The sequence below is a fragment of the Ligilactobacillus hayakitensis DSM 18933 = JCM 14209 genome (genome assembly GCF_000615845.1).
Taxonomy (GTDB): Bacteria; Bacillota; Bacilli; order Lactobacillales; family Lactobacillaceae; genus Ligilactobacillus; species Ligilactobacillus hayakitensis.
Genome location: NZ_BAML01000013.1, coordinates 18,721 through 40,888 on the forward strand (window position 1 = coordinate 18,721; position 22,168 = coordinate 40,888).

Annotated in this window: 18 protein-coding genes, 2 pseudogenes and 1 riboswitch; of the genes and pseudogenes, 17 read left to right on the plus strand and 3 right to left on the minus strand. The window is 34.1% G+C overall.

Going from position 1 to position 22,168, the window contains the following annotated elements; translation table 11 throughout:
- Nucleotides 1-99 precede the first annotated feature (99 nt).
- Together rplM and rpsI are read left to right on the plus strand one after the other, a co-directional pair.
- Nucleotides 100-543: a 50S ribosomal protein L13 gene (gene rplM, locus JCM14209_RS04995; protein ID WP_025022466.1), complete on the plus strand. Its 444-nt coding sequence runs from the start codon at nt 100-102 to the stop codon at nt 541-543.
- Nucleotides 544-556: 13 nt separating this feature from the next.
- The gene (rpsI, locus tag JCM14209_RS05000) at nt 557-949 is read left to right on the plus strand and encodes a 30S ribosomal protein S9 (protein WP_025022467.1); all 393 of its coding nucleotides are present in this window, start codon (nt 557-559) and stop codon (nt 947-949) included.
- A gap of 301 nt (nt 950-1,250) precedes the next feature.
- On the opposite strand, the gene JCM14209_RS05005 is transcribed toward rpsI, so the two are convergent.
- Nucleotides 1,251-1,784, minus strand: coding sequence for a sugar O-acetyltransferase (locus tag JCM14209_RS05005; RefSeq protein ID WP_025022468.1), 534 nt, complete (start codon nt 1,782-1,784; stop codon nt 1,251-1,253).
- Nucleotides 1,785-1,887: 103 nt separating this feature from the next.
- On the opposite strand from JCM14209_RS05005, the gene JCM14209_RS05010 reads away from it, so the two are divergent.
- Together JCM14209_RS05010 and JCM14209_RS05015 are read left to right on the plus strand one after the other, a co-directional pair.
- The gene (locus JCM14209_RS05010) at nt 1,888-3,951 is read left to right on the plus strand and encodes a DNA topoisomerase III (RefSeq protein ID WP_025022469.1); all 2,064 of its coding nucleotides are present in this window, start codon (nt 1,888-1,890) and stop codon (nt 3,949-3,951) included.
- A 306-nt stretch (nt 3,952-4,257) separates the two neighbouring features.
- Entirely contained in the window at nt 4,258-6,792 is a 2,535-nt protein-coding gene (locus JCM14209_RS05015) for an SEC10/PgrA surface exclusion domain-containing protein (protein WP_025022470.1), read from the plus strand.
- A 109-nt stretch (nt 6,793-6,901) separates the two neighbouring features.
- Here the strand turns inward: JCM14209_RS05015 and JCM14209_RS05020 are convergent, their stop codons facing one another.
- Nucleotides 6,902-7,180, minus strand: a complete 279-nt coding sequence (locus JCM14209_RS05020) for a DUF454 family protein (RefSeq protein WP_025022471.1) — start codon at nt 7,178-7,180, stop codon at nt 6,902-6,904.
- 279 nt (nt 7,181-7,459) lie between these two features.
- Between JCM14209_RS05020 and JCM14209_RS05025 the strand changes: the two genes are divergently transcribed.
- The 4 genes from JCM14209_RS05025 to JCM14209_RS05040 all read left to right on the plus strand — a co-directional run bounded on the left by JCM14209_RS05025 (nt 7,460) and on the right by JCM14209_RS05040 (nt 11,444).
- Nucleotides 7,460-8,845 carry a class II fumarate hydratase gene (locus JCM14209_RS05025; RefSeq protein ID WP_025022472.1) on the plus strand — a complete coding sequence of 462 codons (1,386 nt, stop codon included), beginning with the start codon at nt 7,460-7,462 and terminating at the stop codon, nt 8,843-8,845.
- Nucleotides 8,846-8,871: 26 nt separating this feature from the next.
- Complete coding sequence (locus tag JCM14209_RS05030) at nt 8,872-10,260, plus strand: flavocytochrome c (RefSeq protein ID WP_025022473.1); 1,389 nt, start codon at nt 8,872-8,874, stop codon at nt 10,258-10,260.
- Between the two features lie 252 nt (nt 10,261-10,512).
- Nucleotides 10,513-10,788 carry a hypothetical protein gene (locus JCM14209_RS05035; RefSeq protein ID WP_025022474.1) on the plus strand — a complete coding sequence of 92 codons (276 nt, stop codon included), beginning with the start codon at nt 10,513-10,515 and terminating at the stop codon, nt 10,786-10,788.
- A 101-nt stretch (nt 10,789-10,889) separates the two neighbouring features.
- Nucleotides 10,890-11,444 carry a maltose acetyltransferase domain-containing protein gene (locus tag JCM14209_RS05040; RefSeq protein ID WP_025022475.1) on the plus strand — a complete coding sequence of 185 codons (555 nt, stop codon included), beginning with the start codon at nt 10,890-10,892 and terminating at the stop codon, nt 11,442-11,444.
- A 28-nt stretch (nt 11,445-11,472) separates the two neighbouring features.
- Here JCM14209_RS05040 and JCM14209_RS09105 read toward each other — a convergent pair.
- Nucleotides 11,473-12,539 (minus strand): annotated as a pseudogene (locus JCM14209_RS09105) (DUF1002 domain-containing protein).
- A gap of 156 nt (nt 12,540-12,695) precedes the next feature.
- Here JCM14209_RS09105 and JCM14209_RS05050 point away from each other — a divergent pair.
- The 9 genes and pseudogenes from JCM14209_RS05050 (at nt 12,696) to ligA (ending at nt 22,067) form a co-directional block, all read left to right on the plus strand.
- A complete protein-coding gene (locus tag JCM14209_RS05050) occupies nt 12,696-13,121 on the plus strand; it encodes a CopY/TcrY family copper transport repressor (protein ID WP_025022476.1) in 426 nt (141 codons plus the stop codon).
- Nucleotides 13,122-13,138: 17 nt separating this feature from the next.
- A complete protein-coding gene (locus JCM14209_RS05055) occupies nt 13,139-13,582 on the plus strand; it encodes a universal stress protein (protein WP_025022477.1) in 444 nt (147 codons plus the stop codon).
- 19 nt (nt 13,583-13,601) lie between these two features.
- Nucleotides 13,602-14,144: a TetR/AcrR family transcriptional regulator gene (locus tag JCM14209_RS05060; RefSeq protein WP_025022478.1), complete on the plus strand. Its 543-nt coding sequence runs from the start codon at nt 13,602-13,604 to the stop codon at nt 14,142-14,144.
- A gap of 264 nt (nt 14,145-14,408) precedes the next feature.
- On the plus strand, nt 14,409-14,843 hold the full coding sequence (locus JCM14209_RS05065) for a MarR family winged helix-turn-helix transcriptional regulator (RefSeq protein WP_025022479.1): 435 nt from the start codon (nt 14,409-14,411) through the stop codon (nt 14,841-14,843).
- 107 nt (nt 14,844-14,950) lie between these two features.
- Nucleotides 14,951-15,538: an ECF transporter S component gene (locus JCM14209_RS05070; protein ID WP_025022480.1), complete on the plus strand. Its 588-nt coding sequence runs from the start codon at nt 14,951-14,953 to the stop codon at nt 15,536-15,538.
- 24 nt (nt 15,539-15,562) lie between these two features.
- The gene (locus JCM14209_RS05075) at nt 15,563-16,219 is read left to right on the plus strand and encodes a glycoside hydrolase family 73 protein (RefSeq protein WP_025022481.1); all 657 of its coding nucleotides are present in this window, start codon (nt 15,563-15,565) and stop codon (nt 16,217-16,219) included.
- A 24-nt stretch (nt 16,220-16,243) separates the two neighbouring features.
- Nucleotides 16,244-16,339: riboswitch (purine riboswitch) on the plus strand.
- A gap of 206 nt (nt 16,340-16,545) precedes the next feature.
- Entirely contained in the window at nt 16,546-17,676 is a 1,131-nt protein-coding gene (locus JCM14209_RS05080) for an ATP-grasp domain-containing protein (protein ID WP_025022482.1), read from the plus strand.
- Nucleotides 17,677-17,798: 122 nt separating this feature from the next.
- Nucleotides 17,799-20,030, plus strand: coding sequence for a DNA helicase PcrA (pcrA, locus tag JCM14209_RS05085; protein ID WP_025022483.1), 2,232 nt, complete (start codon nt 17,799-17,801; stop codon nt 20,028-20,030).
- Nucleotides 20,031-20,046: 16 nt separating this feature from the next.
- A pseudogene (ligA, locus tag JCM14209_RS09680) lies at nt 20,047-22,067 on the plus strand (NAD-dependent DNA ligase LigA).
- Nucleotides 22,068-22,168: the final 101 nt, after the last annotated feature.

Here is a 22,168-nt window from a genome sequence, read left to right on the forward strand (position 1 = left end):
TTAATTATAATATAGTACTTGGTATTGTTTGCCCCACAGTAAGCCCCGTTAAAACTTATTGTTTGTCAAACATGCATACAACAAATGGAGGAATTTAACGTGCGTACAACATATATTGCAAAACCAGGCGAAGTAGAACGTAAATGGTATGTTGTTGATGCAACAGATGTACCTTTGGGACGTCTTTCATCAGCAGTTGCTACTATCTTACGTGGTAAGAATAAACCAACATTTACACCTAACGTAGATACAGGTGACAATGTTATTGTTATCAATGCAGAAAAAGTTGCATTAACAGGTCGTAAAGCTTCAGATAAGATTTACTACCACCACTCAAACCACCCAGGTGGTTTAAAGGCTCGTACAGCTGGTGACTATCGTGAAAACGACCCTGAAAAGTTATTAGCATTATCTGTTAAGGGTATGCTTCCAAAGGGTACACTTGGCCGTCAACAAGCTAAGAAGTTACACGTTTACCGTGGTGCTGATCACAAACATGAAGCACAACAACCAGAAGTATTAGACATTAACAAATTAATCTAGGAGGAATTGCAAAGTGGCTAAAGTACAATATTATGGCACAGGCCGTCGTAAAAACTCCGTTGCACGTGTTCGTTTAGTACCAGGTTCTGGTAAGATCACGATGAACGGTAAGTCTGTTGAAGAATACATTCCATTCGCAGACATTCGTGAAGACATGATTCAACCATTTGGCGTTACTGAAACAAAAGGTCAATATGACGTTTTAGTTAACGTTAACGGTGGTGGCTTCTCAGGTCAAGCTGGTGCAACTCGTCACGGGATTGCACGTGCATTGCTTGAAGTTGATCCAGACTTCCGCGCTGCATTAAAAGCTGCTGGCTTATTAACACGTGATGCTCGTATGAAAGAACGTAAGAAGCCAGGTCTTAAGAAAGCTCGTAAAGCTTCACAATTCTCAAAACGTTAATATATTTTATATCAACATTTGGACATCCCATGAATCTTCATGGGATGTTTTTGTTTCTTTGTCAATTAATACACTGATGAAGAAATTTAATAATATTAGACATAGAGAAGTCAATCCTTCCTTAGAGAAACGGGGGTTCAGTCGACTTCTTTTTTTGTACAATTTTACACCAAAAAATACTGATGAGAATCTTAAAATACATTTTAAAATTCTCATCAGTACAGAATATTATAGAACCTATTTTTTGTGTACCAAAAAACTAGTAATCAGCCATTCCTTTGAAATAGCAGTTACTAGTTTTTTAACTATTGGAGTCATCAAAATTAATCGGACGTAAAATTTTGGCAGGATTTCCGACAACAACCATATTTTCTGGAACATCTTTAGTTACGACACTGCCGGCACCGACAATTGCGTTTTTACCAATGGTGACTCCTGGTAGAATGATACTATTGGCACCAATCCAGACGTTATCAGAAATGGTGACTGCAGCAATTTTTAAAATATTAGGGTCTTCAGTAAAATCAGCAGTGTAAATTGCGGTTTTAGGTGCGATATTAACATTATCCCCGATTGTTACAGGGGCAAAATCAATAATTGTTGTATCGTGATTGATAAAAGAATTGGATCCAAAAGAAATATTACTACCAATTTTGAATTTAAAATTAGGTTCAATATAAGGATCATCACCTAAATATTTGAAGGTTTGTGCTAAGAGGAAATAGTCATAATAATTATTGTTATTAATTTGGTGATTATATTCTTCCCAAATTTTTTTTGCATGCTTAATTTGATTGATTATTTTAGGATTTTTTAAATTAATTTGGTCGTTCATTTTATCACCTCAAACCAAGTATAATGGTTCTTAATTATTTTGGATAGTCTTATTAAGATTTGGTATGATTGTAGTATTAATAGATTGATAAAAGAGGATGACAATGAAAAAATTAATTTTAGCCGAAAAACCAAGTGTAGCTAGAGATATAGCGCGAATCTTAAAGGCTGATACACAAAAAAAGAATTATCTAGAAGGAAAGCAGTATGTCGTTACTTGGGCATTAGGTCACTTGTTAGGCTTAAAAATGCCAGAAGATTTGAATAAAGATTGGCAAAAATGGCAGAGTGAAACTTTACCAATGATTCCAAAATTTATTGGCATTAAACCACTACCAAAGTCTAGAGGACAGTTGGCGACAATTTCGCAGTTAGTTAAACGAAAAGATATTGATGAGATTGTGATTGCGACTGACGCCGGAAGAGAAGGAGAACTAGTTGCACGATGGATTTTACAATACGTTCGGGCGAACAAAAAAATTAGTCGGCTTTGGATTTCATCACAAACGGATAAAGCGGTGCGTGATGGGTTTAAAAATCTTAAACCAGCTAAAAATTATGATAATCTCTATGAATCTGCTTTAGCTAGGGCAACCGCGGATTGGTTAATTGGTTTAAACGTTACGCGTGCGCTCACGGTAAAATATGACGATAATTTATCAGCTGGACGTGTTCAAACACCAACCCTTGCATTAGTTCGTCAACAAGAAGAAAAAATTGAAAAATTTATTCCAAAGAAATATTTTCAAATTAACTTAACAGTTGATGGACAAAATGCTAGTTTAGTTCAAAAAAATCAATTTGAATTTACTTCAAGGAATCAAGCTGAACAAAAGATAAGCGAATTACAAAAAAATGTAGGGCAAGTAAAAAAAGTCGAAAGAAAAATCAAAAAACAACCAGCACCAACGCTATATGACCTAACTGATTTACAAAGGGATGCTAACCAACGTTACGGGTATTCAGCTAAAAAAACATTAGGCTTAGTTCAACGTTTATATGAAGTGCATAAAACGGTATCATATCCGCGAACGGATAGTAAGTATCTGTCAAATGATATTAAAGCGACTTTAAAAGAGCGGTTGAATGCGATTAAGCGTAGTTCTAAAAAGGCGGAAGAAATTTTAAAAAAAGGAGCTAAAGTGGTTAAAACGTCAGTCTTTAATGACAGTAAAGTTTCAGATCACCATGCCTTAATTCCAACAGAGCAAGTTCCTGATTTTGCCAAATATACGAATGATGAACAACGCATATATAATTTAATCGTTAACCGTTTTTTAGGTATTTTTGCAGAACCCTTTAAACAAGAACAAATTACAAGCCATGTTTATTTTGGAAATGAAGTTTTCATCTTTAAAGGTAAAAAAGTATTAGATTTAGGATGGAAGCAAGAAACTGAAGATACAAATGGAATTGTATTGAAAGAAAATCAAAAAATAGATTCTAAATTTAAGATTGAAGAAAAACTAACTATCCCACCAAGCCCATTAAGTGAAGCGAGCTTGTTGATGCAAATGGAAAAATTTGGCTTGGGAACACCGGCAACGCGTGCGGAAATTATTGAAAAATTAGTTAATACTCAAATGATGGAACGCGTTGGGAATGGTTTGAAAGTAACGCCAAAGGGCAAGCAACTTTTGAATTTGGTAAACCCTGAACTAGTATCGCCCAAATTAACCGCTAAGTGGGAACAACAACTAGAAAATATTGCCTTAGGAAAATTAAAACAGCAAAAATTCATTCAAGATATTAAACAAGATACGAAAAAATTAGTGGCGGAAATTAAAAATAGTAATCAAAGCTATAAAGATTTCTCATTAACTAAGAAAAAATGTCCTGATTGCGATAGTTTCTTGAAGGTAAAGAAAACCCGTGATGGAGAACTCTATGTTTGTTCAAATCAAAGTTGTAACTATCGTCGTCGTAAAGATGCGAAAGTATCAAATCACCGCTGCCCACAATGCCATAAAAAGATGTTATTAATTGAAGGTAAAAATGGAGTTTATTTCAGATGTAAGTTTGACGGAACCACTGAAAAACCAACTGATAAAAAGAAGAAAAAGATGACAAAAAAAGAGGAACGTCGACTCCTTAATAAGATTAATCAAGATGATGAACCACAAGAAAGCGCATTAGCTTTAGCATTAAAAGCAGCGTTGAAAGATTAAAAATTATACCTGTTATATATAATGTGTAAACAAAGAGTGTTTTTCAAAAAAACACTCTTTTTATTTTATCCAATTTATTCATAATGTGTATATAAGGTTTTTAATTTTCAAAAAATATATGGGGCTATTTTTTTGGTTAAACTTTATAATATCAGCGTTCTTTCGGTGTATAAAGAAAGAGTATTGGTTTTTGTTCTTAAAAAAAATTAACAAAATATGAAAAAACATATTGTGAAACGTTGATGTAAGTGTTATACTCAATGTGTAATAAACAAAGTGTGAAAAAATAAAAAAGAGGTAATCGCTATGGAAAACAAGAAATTAATAACTGTTTCATTATTGTCAAATGCTGTTTTAATGGGAATTGCAGCACAAAAGGTTAATGCCGATAACGTAAATCCACAAGTTGCTAACGAACAAAGTACGCAAAATGTTGTTGATCCCAAAACTGAATACAATCATGTTGTAAATAACATTGAAGCTCAAAGTCAACAACAAGTGAACCAAGCAAATCAAGCTTATCAAGTTACAGTACAAAATGTACAACAAGAATATAATGATAATGTAACTAAATTAACTCAAGATGCAAATGCTCAACAAGCAGAGTTAAAGAATCAGTTTAATATTCAAGTTAACCAAGTGAATCAAGCGAATGTAAACTATTCTGAACAAGAAAATAAGTATCTTCAAGAACTTGAAGCTGCTCAACAAGCAGTTGTGAGCGAACAACAACAAGTTAATGATGCAAAGGTTACTTTAGATCAAGCGCAAGCAGCTGCTAAAAATACTTCAGAATATAAAGAAGCTATTAAAAAGTACACAACCGCAGTACCAGCAAGTCAAGTACACGGTGTTGATAGCTCTAATAATCCAGTGAGTGCACCTACTTATAATGCTGAAAATATTATTTCAAGTGAAGCACAACTTCCAACAACTTTAGTAGCACCACAAACAACAGCTCAAACACGTGCAGAAAGATCACATTATATGACTTACTACTATGCACCAAAAGATGATACATCTGCTAAAATTTACAATGGTAATTTAACAGATAACCAAAAATTAGAACTTGCAGATTATGCTGTGACTCTTGTAAATTCATGGAGAAAAGCACAAGGACTTGATAACGTTAAGTTTAATAGAAATGTTCAACAAGCAACAGAAGACTTAGTTCAAGTTCGACTAGCTAATAATCTTGATTACAATCACCAAAACTTTGGTGTAAGATATCAAAAAACATTTTTAGCACAAGGTTTAATTAGTACAGCTGAAAATCTATCATTAGATGCATTTGGACGTACAGCTATTTCAAAAGGTTACACAACAATGTTGGAATTGAAATTAGCAATTTTAAATACTGCAACAACAATGGTATACATGGATGAAAGTCCTGCAAACCAAGGCGGTCATACTAGAAACTTCAGAAATGCAGAATATATGGGCTTGGCACTTCAATATAATCCTACTTCACAAACTCCATATGTTTTAATTTGGGAAATGGCCAAACCAGTGAATGATTATCTTTGTGACTACTATGCTAACGTGGCTGAAAAAGAACATGACTATACTACTAGAGATGTAGCTTTACGCGCTAAATATGTTGTTCAACAAGGTGATTACATACTTCAATCAACAAATAAAATTAATCAAGCACTTCAAAACGGTCGTAATGCAGCTTTGAACTTGGTTAAGTCAAAATTTGAAAAACAACAAGCTGCATATAATACTGCTGCTAACAGTTTAAAGGTTGCAACAGATAAGTATAACGCTGCCAAAGTTGCTTTAGATAACTTTAGAGCAAGCAAAAAGGCAAGTGTTGCCCAAGCTAATGAACGTATTAGTAGTTTGAAAGATCAATTAAGTCAAAACTTAGCTAATGTTCAAAGTAAATTAAATGCTGCAATCAGCGATGCTAAAAATGAAATGGATAAGAAGATTAATCTTGCCCAACAAGATCGTGATAAGAAGATTACTCAAATTGCTGCTAAGAAGCATGAACTTATTGCAAATGCTCAAGTAGAAATGGATGCTAAGTTGAATAAGGCTAACAAACCAGCTGCTAAACCAGAAGTATCAGTTGTAGCTAAAGTAGATCAACGTGGTAAGGTTAATGTAACTGAATCTGATGATAAAGCTGCAGTAGTAGCAAAAGATAGTGAAGTTAAACAAAGTAAGGAACTTCCAAAAATTATTTATAACCCAATTAAACATGACTTTGTTGTAAAAGAAAACACAGAAGTAAAACCAAGCAGTGAACTTCAAAAAGTAAACAGCAACCCAGTTAAACCAACTGCTGTTGTAAAAGAAAACACAGAAGTAAAACCAAGTAGTGAACTTCAAAAAGTAAACAACAACCCAGTTAAAGCAGCTGCTGTTGTAAAAGAAAACGCAGAAGTAAAACCAAGTAGTGAACTTCAAAAAGTAAACAACAACCCAGTTAAGCTAGCTGCTACTGCAAAAGAAAATACTGCTGTTACAGCAGTAAATAATGGTGTACAAAGTCAACAAGAATCAAAGGATACATTTAATGTAAGTCACGTTATCTCAAATGTGGCTAAGACAGTAACTAATGCGCCTCAAGCAGTTGAAGTTGTGACAAACCAATTTGTACCAGTAATTAAGGCTGCTGATACAGCCGTAACAAGTGCTCAAGAAACAAGTGCTCAAGAAACTAAGGAAAATACTCCAGTTAAGCAAGCTTCTAAATCAAAAGTAAAAACTGAAAATGTGATGGCATCAAATGATGAAACAACAACATCAGTTAAAACAGTAATCGCTGGAGCAGTGGCTGCTGTAATTGCAGGAATGTCTGGTTTAGTAATTAAAAAAAGAAATAAATAAAAGAAATTAAAAATTTTTAATACAAAAAAAGCGTTAGAAATTACGTTGCTTAAGCGTAGATTTCTAACGTTTTTTATTTGACTAAAAAGATAGTTTTTAGTATCAATGTTTAGCTTTTTATACCTAATAATTTAACAAGGGCTAATTGTATCCAAGATAATTTTTGCTTGTTTTTGATAGATTTTTTTATTGGAGTGATGATTTTTTGATAAATCTTTTGCTTTTGAATCCATTTATGAAATTTAGGGGATGCCTTTGAGGCAAAGAAAATTGCAAGAAGGAAAAAGGGAACTTGTGGAATAATAGGTAAAGCAAGTCCGATCCCGCCTAAGGCAAAAAATATACTTGCTAACATCCAATGCAAGATATTGGTAAGAATAGTAGGCATAAAATCACTCCTTTTTTTTATTATTTGTAAGTATATCATAGATTGTTTTAATTAGGTTATAAGAAAACTTTAAATTTATTCAAAGAGGTTTGTGTAAAGATAAACAAAAAAGATTGTTGGAAATAATTTATGAAAATCAAAGCTAAAACGCCTTTAAATAGCAATATGTTAGGCAGAAAATTCGAATTTTGAATATTCGCTTAAAATAGTTGACTTAATTATTATGTGAATTATATCATAAAGTTATAAAATAATTATTTATTATGGGAGGATACCGCAATGAAAGACTATCGTATTGAAGAAGATACACTTGGCGAAGTAAAAATTCCAGTTAACGCTCTCTGGGGCGCACAAACAGAACGTTCACGTAATAATTTTCCTACGGGACGCTTTATGCCGATTGAAATTATCCGTGCTTTATTACAAATTAAAAAAGCTGCAGCTCAATCTAATATGGAATTAGATCAAATCAGCGCCGAAAAAGGTAATTTAATCGTTAAAAGTATTGATACTTTACTTGAATTAAGTGATGAAGAATTACGTCAAGATTTTCCTTTAAAAGTTTACCAAACAGGTTCTGGTACTCAAACTAATATGAACTGTAACGAAGTTGTTGCTCATCAAGCAGCAAAGTTGAATCCTGAAATTGAAATTTTACCTAATGATGATGTAAATAAAGGTCAAAGTTCAAATGATATCTATCCAACTGCAATGAATATTGTCGCTGCTGATGCAGTTGCTAAATTGGAAGAATCAGTTCAACATTTAATTGATGAATTAAAGAAGAAACAAGAACAATATTGGAAAGTTGTAAAAATTGGTCGCACTCACTTACAAGACGCAACACCTTTAACTTTTGGTCAAGAAGTTTCTGGATGGGTTTCTGCTTTAGAACATGACTTATCATACTTAAAGCAACTTGATAGCACATTACTTGAATTAGCTATGGGGGGAACTGCAGTTGGGACTGGTCTTAATGCAGCTCCTGGTTTTGCTGATGAAATTGCTAAAAAAGTTGGTAAGGTTTACGGTCACGAATTTACAGCTAAGAGCAACAAGTTCTATGGTTTATCACATCACTCAAACTTAAATGTGGTTCATGGGGCAATTAAAACTTTAGCTTCAGATTTAATGAAGATTGCCAATGATGTGCGCTTCTTGGCTTCAGGGCCACGTGCTGGTTATGGAGAATTAAACATTCCAGCTAATGAACCAGGATCATCAATTATGCCAGGAAAAGTAAATCCTACTCAAGCAGAAGCAATCACAATGGCTGCAGTTCGTGTAATGGGAAATGACGTGGTTGTTGATTTAGCATCATCTCAAGGAAACTTTGAAATGAATGTTTATAAACCAGTTTTAATTGAAGCTTTCTTAGAATCAGCTGATGTTCTTACAGGAACAATGTATGGTTTTGCTGATAAAATGATTGCAGGTTTAACTGTTAATGAAAAGCGGATGCAAGAATTAGTTGATAATTCATTGATGACAGTTACAGCTTTATCACCATACATTGGGTATCACGATAGTGCAATGATTGCTCAAAAAGCTGATAAAGAAGGAACAACTTTGAAACAAGCTGCTTTAGCAACTGGTAAAGTTACAGAAGAACAATTTGATGAATGGGTAAACCCATTAAAGATGACAAATATCGATCGTGCATAGTCTAAGTAACAAGGAGAATTTAATAAATGGCAAAGTTTATTTTTGAACCATGGGAAGCTTCTAAATTGGAAGATTCTTACGATGTTATTGTTATCGGCTCAGGAAGTACGGGATTAAGTGCGGCATTACAAGCTCAAGAATTAGGACTAAAAGCAGTTGTCTTAGAAAAGATGGATAAATTTGGTGGAAATACAAATAAAGCATCTTCGGGGATGAACGCTGCGGAAACAAACATTCAATTACATCATGGTATTGTTGATAATATGGATGAATTTTATCAAGAAACATATCAAGGGGGAGGAAAATTAAACGATCCTGAACTTTTGAAGTTTTTTGTAAATCATTCAGCCTTAGCAATTGACTGGTTGAGTGATCATGGTATTGATTTAGGCGAATTAACAATTACTGGTGGAATGAGCAAGATGAGAACCCACCGTCCTACTTCATTAGCACCTGTGGGAGCATTTTTAATTGAAAATCTTTTAAAATTAGCGCAAAAAACTAATTTACCGGTATTTAATAAAACTATGGTAACCAAATTATTACAAGAAAATGGTCGTGTTCATGGGGTAGAAGTAATTGTTGCTGGCCAAAGAAGATATTTAAAAGCTAAAACAGTTATTTTAGCCACGGGTGGATTTGGTGCTTCACAATCAATTATTCGCAAATACCGTCCTGATTTAGTTGAATATAAAACAACCAATCATCCAGGCGCAACTGGGGATGGAATTATTTTAGCTGAACAAGTTGATGCTCAAGTTATTCAAATGAATTTGATTCAAGTTCACCCAACGGTGCAACAAGATACAGACCGCGCATTCTTAATTGGAGAAGCAGTTCGTGGGGAAGGTGCAATCTTAGTTAATGCCCAAGGTCAACGATTTATTAACGAATTATCAACACGTAAAATCGTATCAAATGCAATTACTAGTTTACCTGAACACAATGCGTACTTGATTTTTGATCAAGGAATTCGAGATCGGGTAAAAGCAATTGATTTTTATGACAGTGTTGGATTAGTTAAAACAGGCAAGACTTTAGAACAATTAGCGCAAGTTTTAGAAATGGATGTAGCTAATTTAAAAACAACGGTTTCTTCATGGAATCAAGCGATTAAGTCTCAAGAAGATGTTAAATTTGGTAGAACAACGGGGATGGAACGTGAAATTCAAAACGGTCCATTTTATGCGATTCGAATCGCCCCCGCAATTCACTATACAATGGGTGGAATTCACATTGATAAACAAACGCATGTTCTTGATACGAATGGAAATGTTATTTCCGGATTATTAGCTGCTGGTGAAGTTGCCGGTGGTCTGCATGGAAATAATCGTATCGGTGGAAATTCAATCGCTGAAACAATTGTTTTTGGTTTACAAGCTGGGCGCCAAGCTTACCTAGAAAATGAAAAATAGTTAACAAAAAGGTAATCTATACTAATAAGTATAGATTGCTTTTTTTGTGTTATGCGCTTTTGTGTGAAGGTAAATCGCCTAAAAAAGCGGAATTCACAAAAAATTCACAAAAAAAGTACACTTTCTGTATATACACACTTTGTGCCATGTGATAATATAATAGTTGTAAATAGGTGCACGTTAAGTGTGATTTATATAAAATGTGAGAAAAACAAAAAATGTGTATGTGAATTTAGAAAGGTGGGTCTCATCATGAAAAAGAAATTAATGATTATGGTAGGAACTTTATTAACATTAGTGAGTTTATTCTTGTTCGTAGGAACTTATCAGATTGAAGCTAATACAACTGATACAACCGTAGTCGTTTCTAGTGATCATGTGAACCACATCGCTACTAGCAACCAAGGCGCACAAAATAGTGTTGTGACACCGGATGATACTCAACTTAACGTAGTTAAAGGTATCATTACGGTAGTCGTTGCCGGTGGAGTATACTTCTTTATTCCAAAAACGATCAAAGGATTTTAAAATCCATTCGAAGACTAGCATTGTGAATGCTAGTCTTTTTTTGTTGACGGAAGGGATAAATCATTCTAAGATAGCACTAAGTAATTGAGGTGCGAAAAATAATGTTAGAATTTGAAATTACAGCAATTAAGAATAAAACTAATCAAGGTTTGTTATACTATGATTTTGATGAGAATATTGATAAAGCAAGAGAGCATGCCTTTAAAACTTGTCGACAATATAATAAAGGATTACTGAATAAAGAAGACGTAAATGCAAAACAAGTAAAAAATCTTTTTGGAAATATTGGAAGTAATGTTACGATTGCAGGAAGTTTTCTGTGTGAATTTGGATTTAATTTAAACGTGGGTAATAATGTATTTTTTGGCGATGATTTTAAAATTATAGATTGTAATCTTGTGACCATTGGCAATGATGTCTATATTGGAAAACATGTCGGAATGTATACTTCTAACCATGCCGAAGAGCCTAATGCGCGTGCTAATCATTGGGTTAAGGATTTGCCAATAACAATTGGCAATAATGTTTATATCGGAGACAATGTGGTTATTGGGCCCAATACAGTGATTGGCGATAATGCAGTTATCAAATCGGGAAGTGTTGTTGTTAAAAACGTTTCACCCAATCAAATAGTTGAAGGCGATCCGGCACAATAAAAGAGGCGAATAAATATTCGCCTCTTTCTTATTCGTTTATACTAGATTGTTCATTAATTGAATCGGGTGTACTTTGGGTATTATTTGAAGTAAAAAGACTTTTAATCCAGTTAATAAATTTCGTAAACCAATTTTGTGCTTGTTCAGTTGTTTGGTTGAAATTAGCACTATTAGCCCAATTTTTAGCCTTATTCATTAAGTTACCGCTTGAGTTTTTAACATTGTTGATCGTATCGTCTACACTGTTGATATAAGATTTATTTGATGAAATTGGTGAATCTTGGAATTTAACTAAAGCATTAACAATTTGAATAATTTGATTATTAGTTGTTTGCGAAGCGATTCCCCGTTGTTGGAGGCTTTTTCTAGCATTGCTTGAATATCTGCTTTAGTTGCAAGTTCATTTTGATCATCTTGTTTTTGTTGGGCAATTTGTTTTGAAACATCACCAACCGCTGCCATAAGTTTTCCGGGATAATTAGCGTCATCTTTGTTGGCGTCGATTGCAGATTGAGTAGCATCAAGCATAGTATTTGCAGCTGCCGTATTATCGGTATTGATTTGAGCACCATCTTGAGCTAAAGCTTTATAAACCCCAGTTAAGGCTGATTCGCCAGAAACGGCACGGTTAGCAGTGACAACGATGCTAACATCAGTAACACCAGCCATTTGAGCCACCATGGCATATTGTTGGGAGGTTACTTTCGTGATGTTATTTTCGCCATTATAGTTTTTAATGTTTACTTTAACTCCTGAACCAGGATCTCCAGGAGCAATCGCAACGGAACTAATCATAGCTGCATTTGTAGTATTACTTGCACTATTGATATATTGACGATAATCATCGGCTGTGGCAGTTAATTTTTTAAATGATGAGTCTGTTTGCAAGACATTATTTAAGCTAGGGTAAACATCATTTGCAACGCCTGATCCATAAACAACATAAGCTGCTTGAAGTGTATGTTGTGTTTGTGAATTAGAATTTTGAGTAGTATCTGCAAGAACGGTATTTTCAAATACTGGTGGGCAAACACTAATCGTGGTTGTTGCAATGGTTGTTGCAGTAATAATTTTGATTAGATTTTTATGTTTCATTTTCTTTTCCCCTCATTTTGATGAGTATATAAATTTTACAAGAATATTTTAGCATGGATTAATAGGCCTGTCTTTTAAGGAAAAGTTAAATTTAAAATGGGTATTTGAAGATGAATTAAAAGAGATTATAATAAAAATGAAAGGTAGGTTGAGAATATGGCTGAAATCAGTAATGCAGAATGGCAAGTAATGCGAGTAGTTTGGTCTTTATCAAAAGCGAGTAGTAAGCAGATAATTGATGCCTTAGTAACTACCAAAGATTGGAAGCCTGCAACTACCAAAACGTTAATCGGACGTTTAGTAAAAAAAGGGTATGTCGGTACTAAGCGCAATGGAAGAGCTTACGAATATTTTCCGTTAGTTAAAGAACAAGATACAATTAATCAAGAAATTGTTGAAAGTTTTGCAAATATTTGTCAAAAGCACGTGGGCAATGCCTTATCGATGGTGTTAGAACAATACACTTTAACGCAAGATGATATCACCAAATTACAGGATATTTTAAAAGAAAAAAAGAAGAGTGCGCCCAAAACTTTAGCCTGTAATTGTGTTTCACAAGACAATTGTGACTGTAAAAAGTAAAATAGGAGGTATTTTAAATGGATACAGAAAAAGTAAAGAATATTAAACGAATTTTAGTTGGGGTTGATGACTCTGAAGATGCACAATTAGCATTTCGGGTTGCGATGCGCCGTGCAATTGAATTAGATGCGACTTTAATCATCACATCAATTTTGGAAAGTAATGAAATGAATGTTTATCAAGCTTTATCACGTGACTATGTTCATGGTGAAAGATCTGATTTAGAAAAACACATTCAAGAATATAAGAAGGTTGCTTTAGAAGCGGGGGTTAAAAAAGTAGAAACTGTGATTTCAGAAGGAAATGCAGGCGAACAAATTGTGAAGACGGTTATTCCACAAACCCAACCAGATTTATTGATTATCGGAGCATTATCTAAAGCAGGAATTAAGAAGTATTTTGGTTCTCAAGCAGCATATATTGTAAAAAATTCACCAGTTTCTGTACTTGTTGTACGCTAACCAAAAAGGTCGATTAATTATGGGAAGACAACAAGAGTCTAAAAAATATCAGTTAGGAGAAGCGTTTATTATCCTTTTGCGGCAAGAACCGCTTGAAAAAATAACAATTAATCAAATTTGTAACCAAGCTAAAGTTCACCGCAGTACATTTTATCGTCATTTTGAAGATAAATTTGATTTGTTGCGTTTTTGTTTTCAAGCTTTTATGTTAGAAAATTTGGATTCCCAAAATGTAATCCGCTCAATTGTCGAAACGATTGATGGCGATCATAAATTATTTCGCAACGTCTTGATTAATAATCTTGATGTTAATTTAATTGATTTGATGATTGATTTGCTTACAGAAACCATTATTGAAGGGTATCATGGACAGTTACGCTCGGAAAAACTCCAAAATTGGTTGAATTCGTTTTTGAATGCCTCAACTGATATTAATATGACAGCTCGCATGTTGGCTGGTGGAATTTTAACAGTTTTATCAGATTGGATTGAAAATAATTATCAACTTTCACCCGAAAAAATTATTGAGTATTTTGCTAATTTTGAGGAGATTTTTAATTAATATTTTTAAATGAAACTACAATATATTGTGTATCAAATAAATTTTCGACACAATACAGTAAAAGTTTTAGGAACAAAATTTTACATTTTTCACAAGATGAAGTATAATATTAAAAATACGGAGTACTTAAGTATAGAATGGCTCGTAAGAGTACGGGGTTATTAATGATAAGATATTTTTAATAGATATCGTAGATAATTATTATATGTAATAATTATGCTTTTACCTTATGTAGTCATAAGAGAAAATGGGAGGAAAATGAAGATGAGTAATTCAATTCAACGTGCGATGACTAATCTCACTCAATTAGTGCGATTACATGATTACTCTGAAGGAATTGTTGAACTTGATCGCCTTGGGGCAATTGATATGTACTATCTAGAAGCGATTAACCAATTGGATAATCCAACAATTGGAACAATTTCTAACTTGTTGGGGCAATCAACACCAAATACTAATTACCATATTAAGAAATTATTATCTTTGGAATTAGTTGAAAAGAAAATCGATCCAGATGATCGTCGAGTAACCCATCTATCGGTTACTTCAAAGTATCGCGACGCTTTGAATAAGAATAATGATTTTTGGGAAGACTTACAATTCCGTTTGGAAGAAGAAGTATTGCCAAAAGATTTTGCAACATTTAAGCGTGTTTTACGCCAAGCGACAGAATTAATCGCAGAAAAAAATCCCCGCTAAGATTATTTTAAAAATCAAGCGGAATTAACACAGGGACTAGGAAATATTTTTTCCAGTCCCTATTTTTGTGTGATATTATTAATGGTGAATTGAAAGCGAGGTTAAGGATGAGAAATAGTCAAAAAACCTACACAATGATTTTAATGTCGTTGTTTATTGCAATTATTATTTTACAAACAAGTATCCCGTTTTTAGGATACATTCCAGCCGGAGCGTTAAATATTACAATTATTCATATAACTGTAATTGCAGTAGCGTTAGCACTTGGCCCCAAAAAAGGAGCCTTGATTGGGGGAGTTTGGGGGATAATTACTTTTATTCGTGCATTTGTTTCACCTACTAGTCCACTAGCGGCAATGGTTTTTGTTAATCCGATGATTTCAGTATTTCCACGAGTCTTAATTGGAGTTGTAGGATATTATGTTTATGCAGTATTTTTCAAAATAACGCACAAAGAATATTTGAGTATGAATTTCGGAGCGTTAATGGGATCATTAACAAATACAATTTTAGTTTTAGGCCAGATTTATTTATTTTATCGAAATCACTCGATGGCACTTTACCATGTGGATACTCACAAATTATTACCCTACCTTTTAGGGGTTGCAGGCATAAATGGGGTCCTTGAAGCGTTAGTAGCGGTTTTAATAGCACCAGCGATTGCCAAAGTCATCAAAAAAGCAATAAAAAAATAAACTTGATAAGAGGATTTGATTTAATTGGCGCAAAAAAAATATAAACCAGCAACAAAAAAAGAGTCGCAAACTAAATTAAAGACAAGACCTAAAAAGAAAAGAAGAAAAATTAAGTTTACACACTTATTATTTTGGGGAATTGTTCTTTGTTTAGGGTGGTTACAAATTATTCATTTAGGAAGTCAAACGCAAAATCCATCAACGGGGATTCAAAATCATCAAAAAGAAGCTTTTATAAAAAAAGTCGTTCCCGTTGCCAAGAGTGAACAAAAAAGAGCGCATGTTCTTGCTAGTATTACGATTGCCCAAGCAGCCCTTGAATCTGATTGGGGAAAAAGCGAGCTATCAAGTAAATACAATAATCTTTTTGGGATTAAAGCAGGACCTAATCAAAACGGGGAATATATGACCACTAAAGAATATGTCAACGGCCAATGGATAACTGTAAGTGCGCGTTTTATGGTATTTGAAAATTGGAATGAATCAATACAAGCACATACGCAGTTATTAGTTAATGGGACAACGTGGAATCCCAGCCATTACGCTGCGGTTATCCAAGCCAAAAATTATCAAGAAGCCGCATTAGCGTTACAAGAAAAAGGATATGCGACTGATCCGCAATATGCCCAAAAATTAATTAATTTAATCAAAACATATCATCTAGATCAATATGATTATTAGCGCTTGTCGCCGTAAATAATCTGTGGTAATCTACTATATGTAGCTTATATAAAGCCAAAATTGGTTGGCAGTTTCTACCTAAGACCGTAATCTTAGACTATGAGTATCAAAGTAGATCACTAGATAATAGTGTAGAGATATTAATTTCTTGAACTTTTTTTACTCGAGTGTAAGAAAGGTTCTTTTTTTGTATATAAGATTAAAAGTTGAGTATTTTAACTCAACTTTTTTTGTCAATATACTCAGAAATACTGAGATATGGTAAGATAGGTATTGAATATAATATTTGAGAAAAATGATAGAATATAAAGAAAGTAGTGACAAAAATGGAACATAACGCTTTATTTCCGGGAAATTCGATTGGGATTATTGGAGATGGCCCTAACGGTATCGGAATTGCGCAAGCAGCCAAAAAGTTAGGGTTAAAAGTAATAGTTTATGCAACCAATGAAGGAAGTCCAACTTTAAATGAAGCGGATGTTAAAATGGTTGGAACATATAACGATAAAACAAAGCTTCAAGATTTTGCTGAGCGATGTGATGTGGTAACTTATGAATCAGAAAATATTTCATCTGATTTAATTCGTTACTTAAGTCGTTTTACAAATATCCCCCAAGGATTTGATACCCTTGAAATTGTGCAAGATCGTCTTTTAGAACGTGCGATGTTAGAAGATTTAAATGTCAATATTGCACCATATGCAACAATTGTTAGCTTAGACGATATTTATCAAGCAGTGGGATCAATTGGTTATCCATGTGTTTTAAAACCAATCCAAAAAGTATTTGGAAATAATAAAAAGCAAATTATCAAAAAACAAACGGATATTGCTAAATGTGCTGAATTTATTGATCAAGGAACATATATTCTTGAATCATGGATTCCACATGAAAAAGAACTATCTGTTTCAATCACCCGCAATGTTGATGGAGTGGTGAATTTCTTCCCAATTGTTGAAACTGTTTATCGCGATGGTAAATTAGAAAAATCAATTGTTCCAGCTGGTTTAGCTAAAGAAGTAATTGATGAAGTACGTAGTATTGTAAGTAATATTGTTACTAATTTAAGTTATGTGGGCTTATTGGAAGTTTCCTTTTATCTCAATAAAAGTGGATCATTATACGTTAAAAGTGTGGTTCCAACAATTCATCAAGCAGGTTATGTATTTGAAAAAGCTGCGAATGTTTCAGTGTTTGAACAACATATCAGAACAATTATTGATATGCCAGTTGGACGTGTTAAATTATTGCAACCAATTGGAATGGTAATGATTGATGAACCAAGAATTGAAGCAGTAATGACGCAATGGGTCTTAAAAGATAATTGGACATATACTTTCTTTAGATACCCTGAATCAATGAATCCTAAAGTTGAAGGCTACATTTTAGTGCAAGGTGATAGCGCTGAAGCTATTAAGCAACAAATTGCTTCAACGGGCATTTGGGATAAAGAATAGTTATAAAAGAGGACTGAATTTTTTAGTCCTTTTTTTATGCATAAAAATCTGTTCAATCTAAGCGATTAAACCGATTTTTTGATATAATTAAAAGTGACATTTTTTGGGAAAGGATGAATAAATTGGTGGAAAATGTATTCTTAAAAGGAATGAATGATAGACAAGCAGAAGCGGTCCAAACAACAGAAGGTCCGCTCTTAATTATGGCAGGAGCAGGAAGTGGTAAGACTCGGGTGTTAACTCATCGAATTGCTTATTTGATTGAACAACAAGGAGTTAATCCATGGAATGTTTTAGCGATTACATTTACAAATAAAGCAGCACGTGAAATGAGAGAACGTGTCGATGCCTTAATGGATGAAGGAGCTCAAGAAATTTGGGTATCAACTTTCCACGCATTATGTGTTCGAATTTTAAGAAGAGAATCAGAAAAAATTGGTTATAACCGCGCATTTACCATTGCAAGTACAAGCGAACAACGAACACTTGTTAAACAAATCTTGAAAGAATTTAACGTTGATGAAAAACAATATGATCCGCGTTCAGTTTTAAGTGCGATTTCAAATGCCAAAAATGATTTATTAAATCCCAAAGATTACCAAACCAAGGCCCAAGGTCCATTCCAAGAAGTTGTAGGTAAGGTGTATGCAGAATATCAAGCACGCCTTGTAGAAAATCAATCAATGGATTTTGATGATTTGATTATGCAAACTATCCGTTTATTTAATGAATCACCAGAAACATTGGCTTTTTATCAAAATAAATTTCATTATATTCACGTTGATGAATATCAAGATACTAATGAAGCGCAATATGATTTAGTAAATAAATTAGCTGCTAGATACCGTAATTTATGTGTTGTTGGGGATGCTGATCAAAGTATTTACGGTTGGCGTGGCGCTAACATGGAAAACATTCTTAATTTTGAAAATGATTATCCCGATGCAACTGTGATTAAGCTTGAACAAAATTATCGTTCAACTAAAACAATACTGCAAGCGGCAAATAATGTGATTGAAAATAACTTGAATAGAAAAGATAAGCAACTTTGGACTGAAAACGCTCAAGGAGAAAAAATTCGTTACTATCGTGCAACCAATGGTAATGATGAAGCTTATCATATCATCAAAATTATCAATGAAAAATTACAAAGCGGACGTAAATATGGGGATTTTGCGGTATTATACCGAACAAATGCGCAATCAAGAACGCTTGAAGAAGCATTTATGAAATCAAATATCCCATACAAATTAGTGGGGGCTCACAAATTCTATGACCGTAAAGAAATTTTAGATGTTTTGGCTTATCTTCGTTTAGTTGCTAATCCAGCTGATTCATTAAGTTTTGAAAGAGTAGTTAACGCGCCTAAGCGTGGTATTGGAGCTGCCAGTCTTGAAAAGTTAAGACAACATGCACAAATGTTCCAAATTTCAATGTTAGACGCTGCTAAAGATGCAAGTTTAACAGGGATTAGAGGAAAAGCAGGTAGCGGCCTTGAAGCCTTCGCTAAAATGATTGAAGAAATGCATGAATACAGTAAAAACCATAATTTAACTGATACAACAACCAAACTTTTAGATGTATCAGGATATCGTGCAGAATTAGAAGCAAAAAAGACTTTAGAAAATCAAGGACGCCTTGAAAACTTGGATGAATTCTTATCTGTAACACAAAATTTTGATGCTAATTGGGAACCAGAAGATGAAGAGTCTGATCCATTTGTAGATTTCCTTGCTGATTTAGCGTTAGTTTCAGATCAAGATAGCGTTGAAGAAGAACCAGATGAAGTGACTTTGATGACATTACACGCTGCTAAGGGATTAGAATTCCCTGTTGTCTTTTTAGTTGGGATGGAAGAAGGCATTTTCCCACTTTCAAGAGCAGCGCTTGATGAAGAAGAAAGTGAAGAAGAACGACGTTTAGCTTATGTGGGAATTACGCGAGCGGAAAAAGAATTATATCTTTCAAATGCTATTTCGCGGATGCTATACGGTCGTCGTCAAACTAACCCCGTTTCGAGATTCATTAATGAAATTGATGAAGACTTGATTGAAAATGAAGGCACATCAATTGCCAGTCTTGCAAGTGGAACTTCAAAGAAAAACTATCCATTTGATAAAGCTAAAACACCAAAATATCGTAAGCCTGCAGGTACGATTGAATATGGAAGTACCGGAACCGGCGCCGATAAAAAAGACTGGAATATTGGAGACAAAGTTAAGCATAAAGCTTGGGGAATTGGAACGGTCGTTAAAGTTTCTGGAACAGGTGAGGAAACTGAGTTAGATATTGCGTTTGAAGCGCAAGGTATTAAGCGACTTTTAGCCGCCTTTGCCCCAGTGGAAAAGATTTAAAGAAAGGATTAGCGTTATGGCGGAAATCGATTTACAAGAACAAGTCAGAACCTTACGCGAGAAATTAAATCGTTGGAGTAATGAATACTATGTATTGGATAACCCAACGGTTGAAGATCATGTCTATGATCAAACGTATCAAGAATTACTTGATTTAGAAGAAAAACATCCTGAATTAAAAATACCAAATTCACCCACACAACGAATCGGAGGAACGGTGTTAAATGGATTTACTAAGGTAAATCATGAAATTCCTATGCTATCTTTAGGGGATGTTTTTTCTGAAGCTGAATTAATGGCTTTTTTAGATCGCTAGAAGAAAATGTAGGTCAAACATTAGATTATAGTTGTGAATTGAAAATTGATGGTTTAGCAATTTCGTTAACCTATGAAAATGGTCAATTCATTAAAGGTTCAACGCGTGGAAATGGGATTATTGGTGAAGATATTACCGAAAATTTAAAGACGATTAAAGCCGTTCCGATGCAATTAACTGAACCCGTTACAGTTGAAGTTCGCGGGGAATGTTATATGCCCAAAGCATCATTTGTAGCTTTAAATGAAAAACGTGAAGAACAAGGGCAACCAATTTTTGCTAATCCAAGAAATGCGGCAGCGGGGTCATTGCGACAGTTAGATACTAAGATTACTGCTAGTCGTAATTTAAGTACGTTTATTTACTATCTGATGGAACCAGAAAAATTTGGTATCAAAACACAAACTGAAGCTCTAGAACAGCTTCAAAAATGGGGATTCAAGATTAATCCGGATTCAAGAAAGGTAACGAACCGCGCTGAAATTGAAACTTATATTCAAGAAGCAACGCAAAAAAGATCAAGTTTACCATATGATATCGATGGGATTGTCTTGAAAGCTGAACCCTTTACAGTGCAAAAACAAGTTGGAAATACGGTTAAAGTACCGAAGTGGGCGATTGCATATAAGTTTCCCCCAGACGAACAAGAAACTAAAGTTCTTGATATTGAATGGACTGTTGGGAGAACCGGGGTGGTAACTCCAACAGCTGTAATGGAACCTGTAATTCTTGCTGGAACAACGGTTTCCCGTGCTTCATTGCATAATCCAGACTACTTACAAGAAAAAGGGATTCGTCTAAATGATACGGTTAAGCTTCATAAAGCGGGCGATATTATTCCCGAAATTTCCGAAGTCGTGCTTGATAAACGTCCTAGTGATTCGAAACCGTATGAAATTCCGGTAAATTGTCCTGAATGTCAAGCAAAATTAGTGCATTTAGATGATGAAGTTGCATTACGTTGTATTAATCCTCAATGTCCAGCATTAATTAAGGAAAGTTTGACTCACTTTGCTTCACGAAATGCGATGGAAATTCGCGGCTTAGGACCTAGAATTATTGAACAATTATATGACAAGCATTTGATTAAAGACGTTGCTAGCTTATATCAATTAAAATTTGAACAGCTAATTACGTTGGATAAATTCAAAGAAAAGTCAGCTAATAATCTGTTACAAGCGATTGATGATAGTCGGCAAAATTCACTTGAACGCCTTATCTTTGGTTTAGGGATTAGACATGTTGGTGCTAAAGTTGCGAAAATTTTAGCAGAAAAATACCAAACAATCGATGAATTAAGCCAAGCTAAAAGTGAAGATATCGCACAAATCGATACTTTAGGACAAACAATTGCTGAAAGTGTTGCAACCTATTTTTCAAGCGAACATGTTAGTGAACTGATATCTGAATTAAAAGAAAATGGGGTCAACATGAAATTCTTGGGACAAACAACTGAGCAACAAGCACAAGAAAATGCTGATAGTCGTTTTAACGGCTTGACGGTCGTTTTGACAGGTATCTTAGATCAAATTAAGCGTGCGGATGCTAAAAAATGGTTAGAAGCTCATGGTGCTAAAGTTACAGGCAGTGTCTCTAAGAAAACAAGCTTGTTAATTGCGGGACATGATGCCGGAAGTAAGTTAGAAAAAGCACAAGATCTAGGCATTGAAATTATTGATGAAGCAACATTCTTGCAACAAATGGAGGAAATTAACCGTTAATAAAAATATAGAATAAAGTAGAAAAAAATTGAAATATAAATTATAATAAACCATAGAAACAAAAATGTAGGTGGTTTATTATGACAATGTTAAAACCTAAA

Excerpts from the sequence above, each read along its gene's own strand:
- JCM14209_RS05005 (WP_025022468.1), bottom strand. The coding sequence starts at position 1,784 with ATGAACGACCAAATTAATTTAAAAAATCCTAAAATAATCAATCAAATT.
- JCM14209_RS05010 (WP_025022469.1), top strand. The coding sequence starts at position 1,888 with ATGAAAAAATTAATTTTAGCCGAAAAACCAAGTGTAGCTAGAGATATA.
- JCM14209_RS05015 (WP_025022470.1), top strand. The coding sequence starts at position 4,258 with ATGGAAAACAAGAAATTAATAACTGTTTCATTATTGTCAAATGCTGTT.
- JCM14209_RS05020 (WP_025022471.1), bottom strand. The coding sequence starts at position 7,180 with ATGCCTACTATTCTTACCAATATCTTGCATTGGATGTTAGCAAGTATA.
- JCM14209_RS05025 (WP_025022472.1), top strand. The coding sequence starts at position 7,460 with ATGAAAGACTATCGTATTGAAGAAGATACACTTGGCGAAGTAAAAATT.
- JCM14209_RS05030 (WP_025022473.1), top strand. The coding sequence starts at position 8,872 with ATGGCAAAGTTTATTTTTGAACCATGGGAAGCTTCTAAATTGGAAGAT.
- JCM14209_RS05035 (WP_025022474.1), top strand. The coding sequence starts at position 10,513 with ATGAAAAAGAAATTAATGATTATGGTAGGAACTTTATTAACATTAGTG.
- JCM14209_RS05040 (WP_025022475.1), top strand. The coding sequence starts at position 10,890 with ATGTTAGAATTTGAAATTACAGCAATTAAGAATAAAACTAATCAAGGT.
- JCM14209_RS05050 (WP_025022476.1), top strand. The coding sequence starts at position 12,696 with ATGGCTGAAATCAGTAATGCAGAATGGCAAGTAATGCGAGTAGTTTGG.
- JCM14209_RS05055 (WP_025022477.1), top strand. The coding sequence starts at position 13,139 with ATGGATACAGAAAAAGTAAAGAATATTAAACGAATTTTAGTTGGGGTT.
- JCM14209_RS05060 (WP_025022478.1), top strand. The coding sequence starts at position 13,602 with ATGGGAAGACAACAAGAGTCTAAAAAATATCAGTTAGGAGAAGCGTTT.
- JCM14209_RS05065 (WP_025022479.1), top strand. The coding sequence starts at position 14,409 with ATGAGTAATTCAATTCAACGTGCGATGACTAATCTCACTCAATTAGTG.
- JCM14209_RS05070 (WP_025022480.1), top strand. The coding sequence starts at position 14,951 with ATGAGAAATAGTCAAAAAACCTACACAATGATTTTAATGTCGTTGTTT.
- JCM14209_RS05080 (WP_025022482.1), top strand. The coding sequence starts at position 16,546 with ATGGAACATAACGCTTTATTTCCGGGAAATTCGATTGGGATTATTGGA.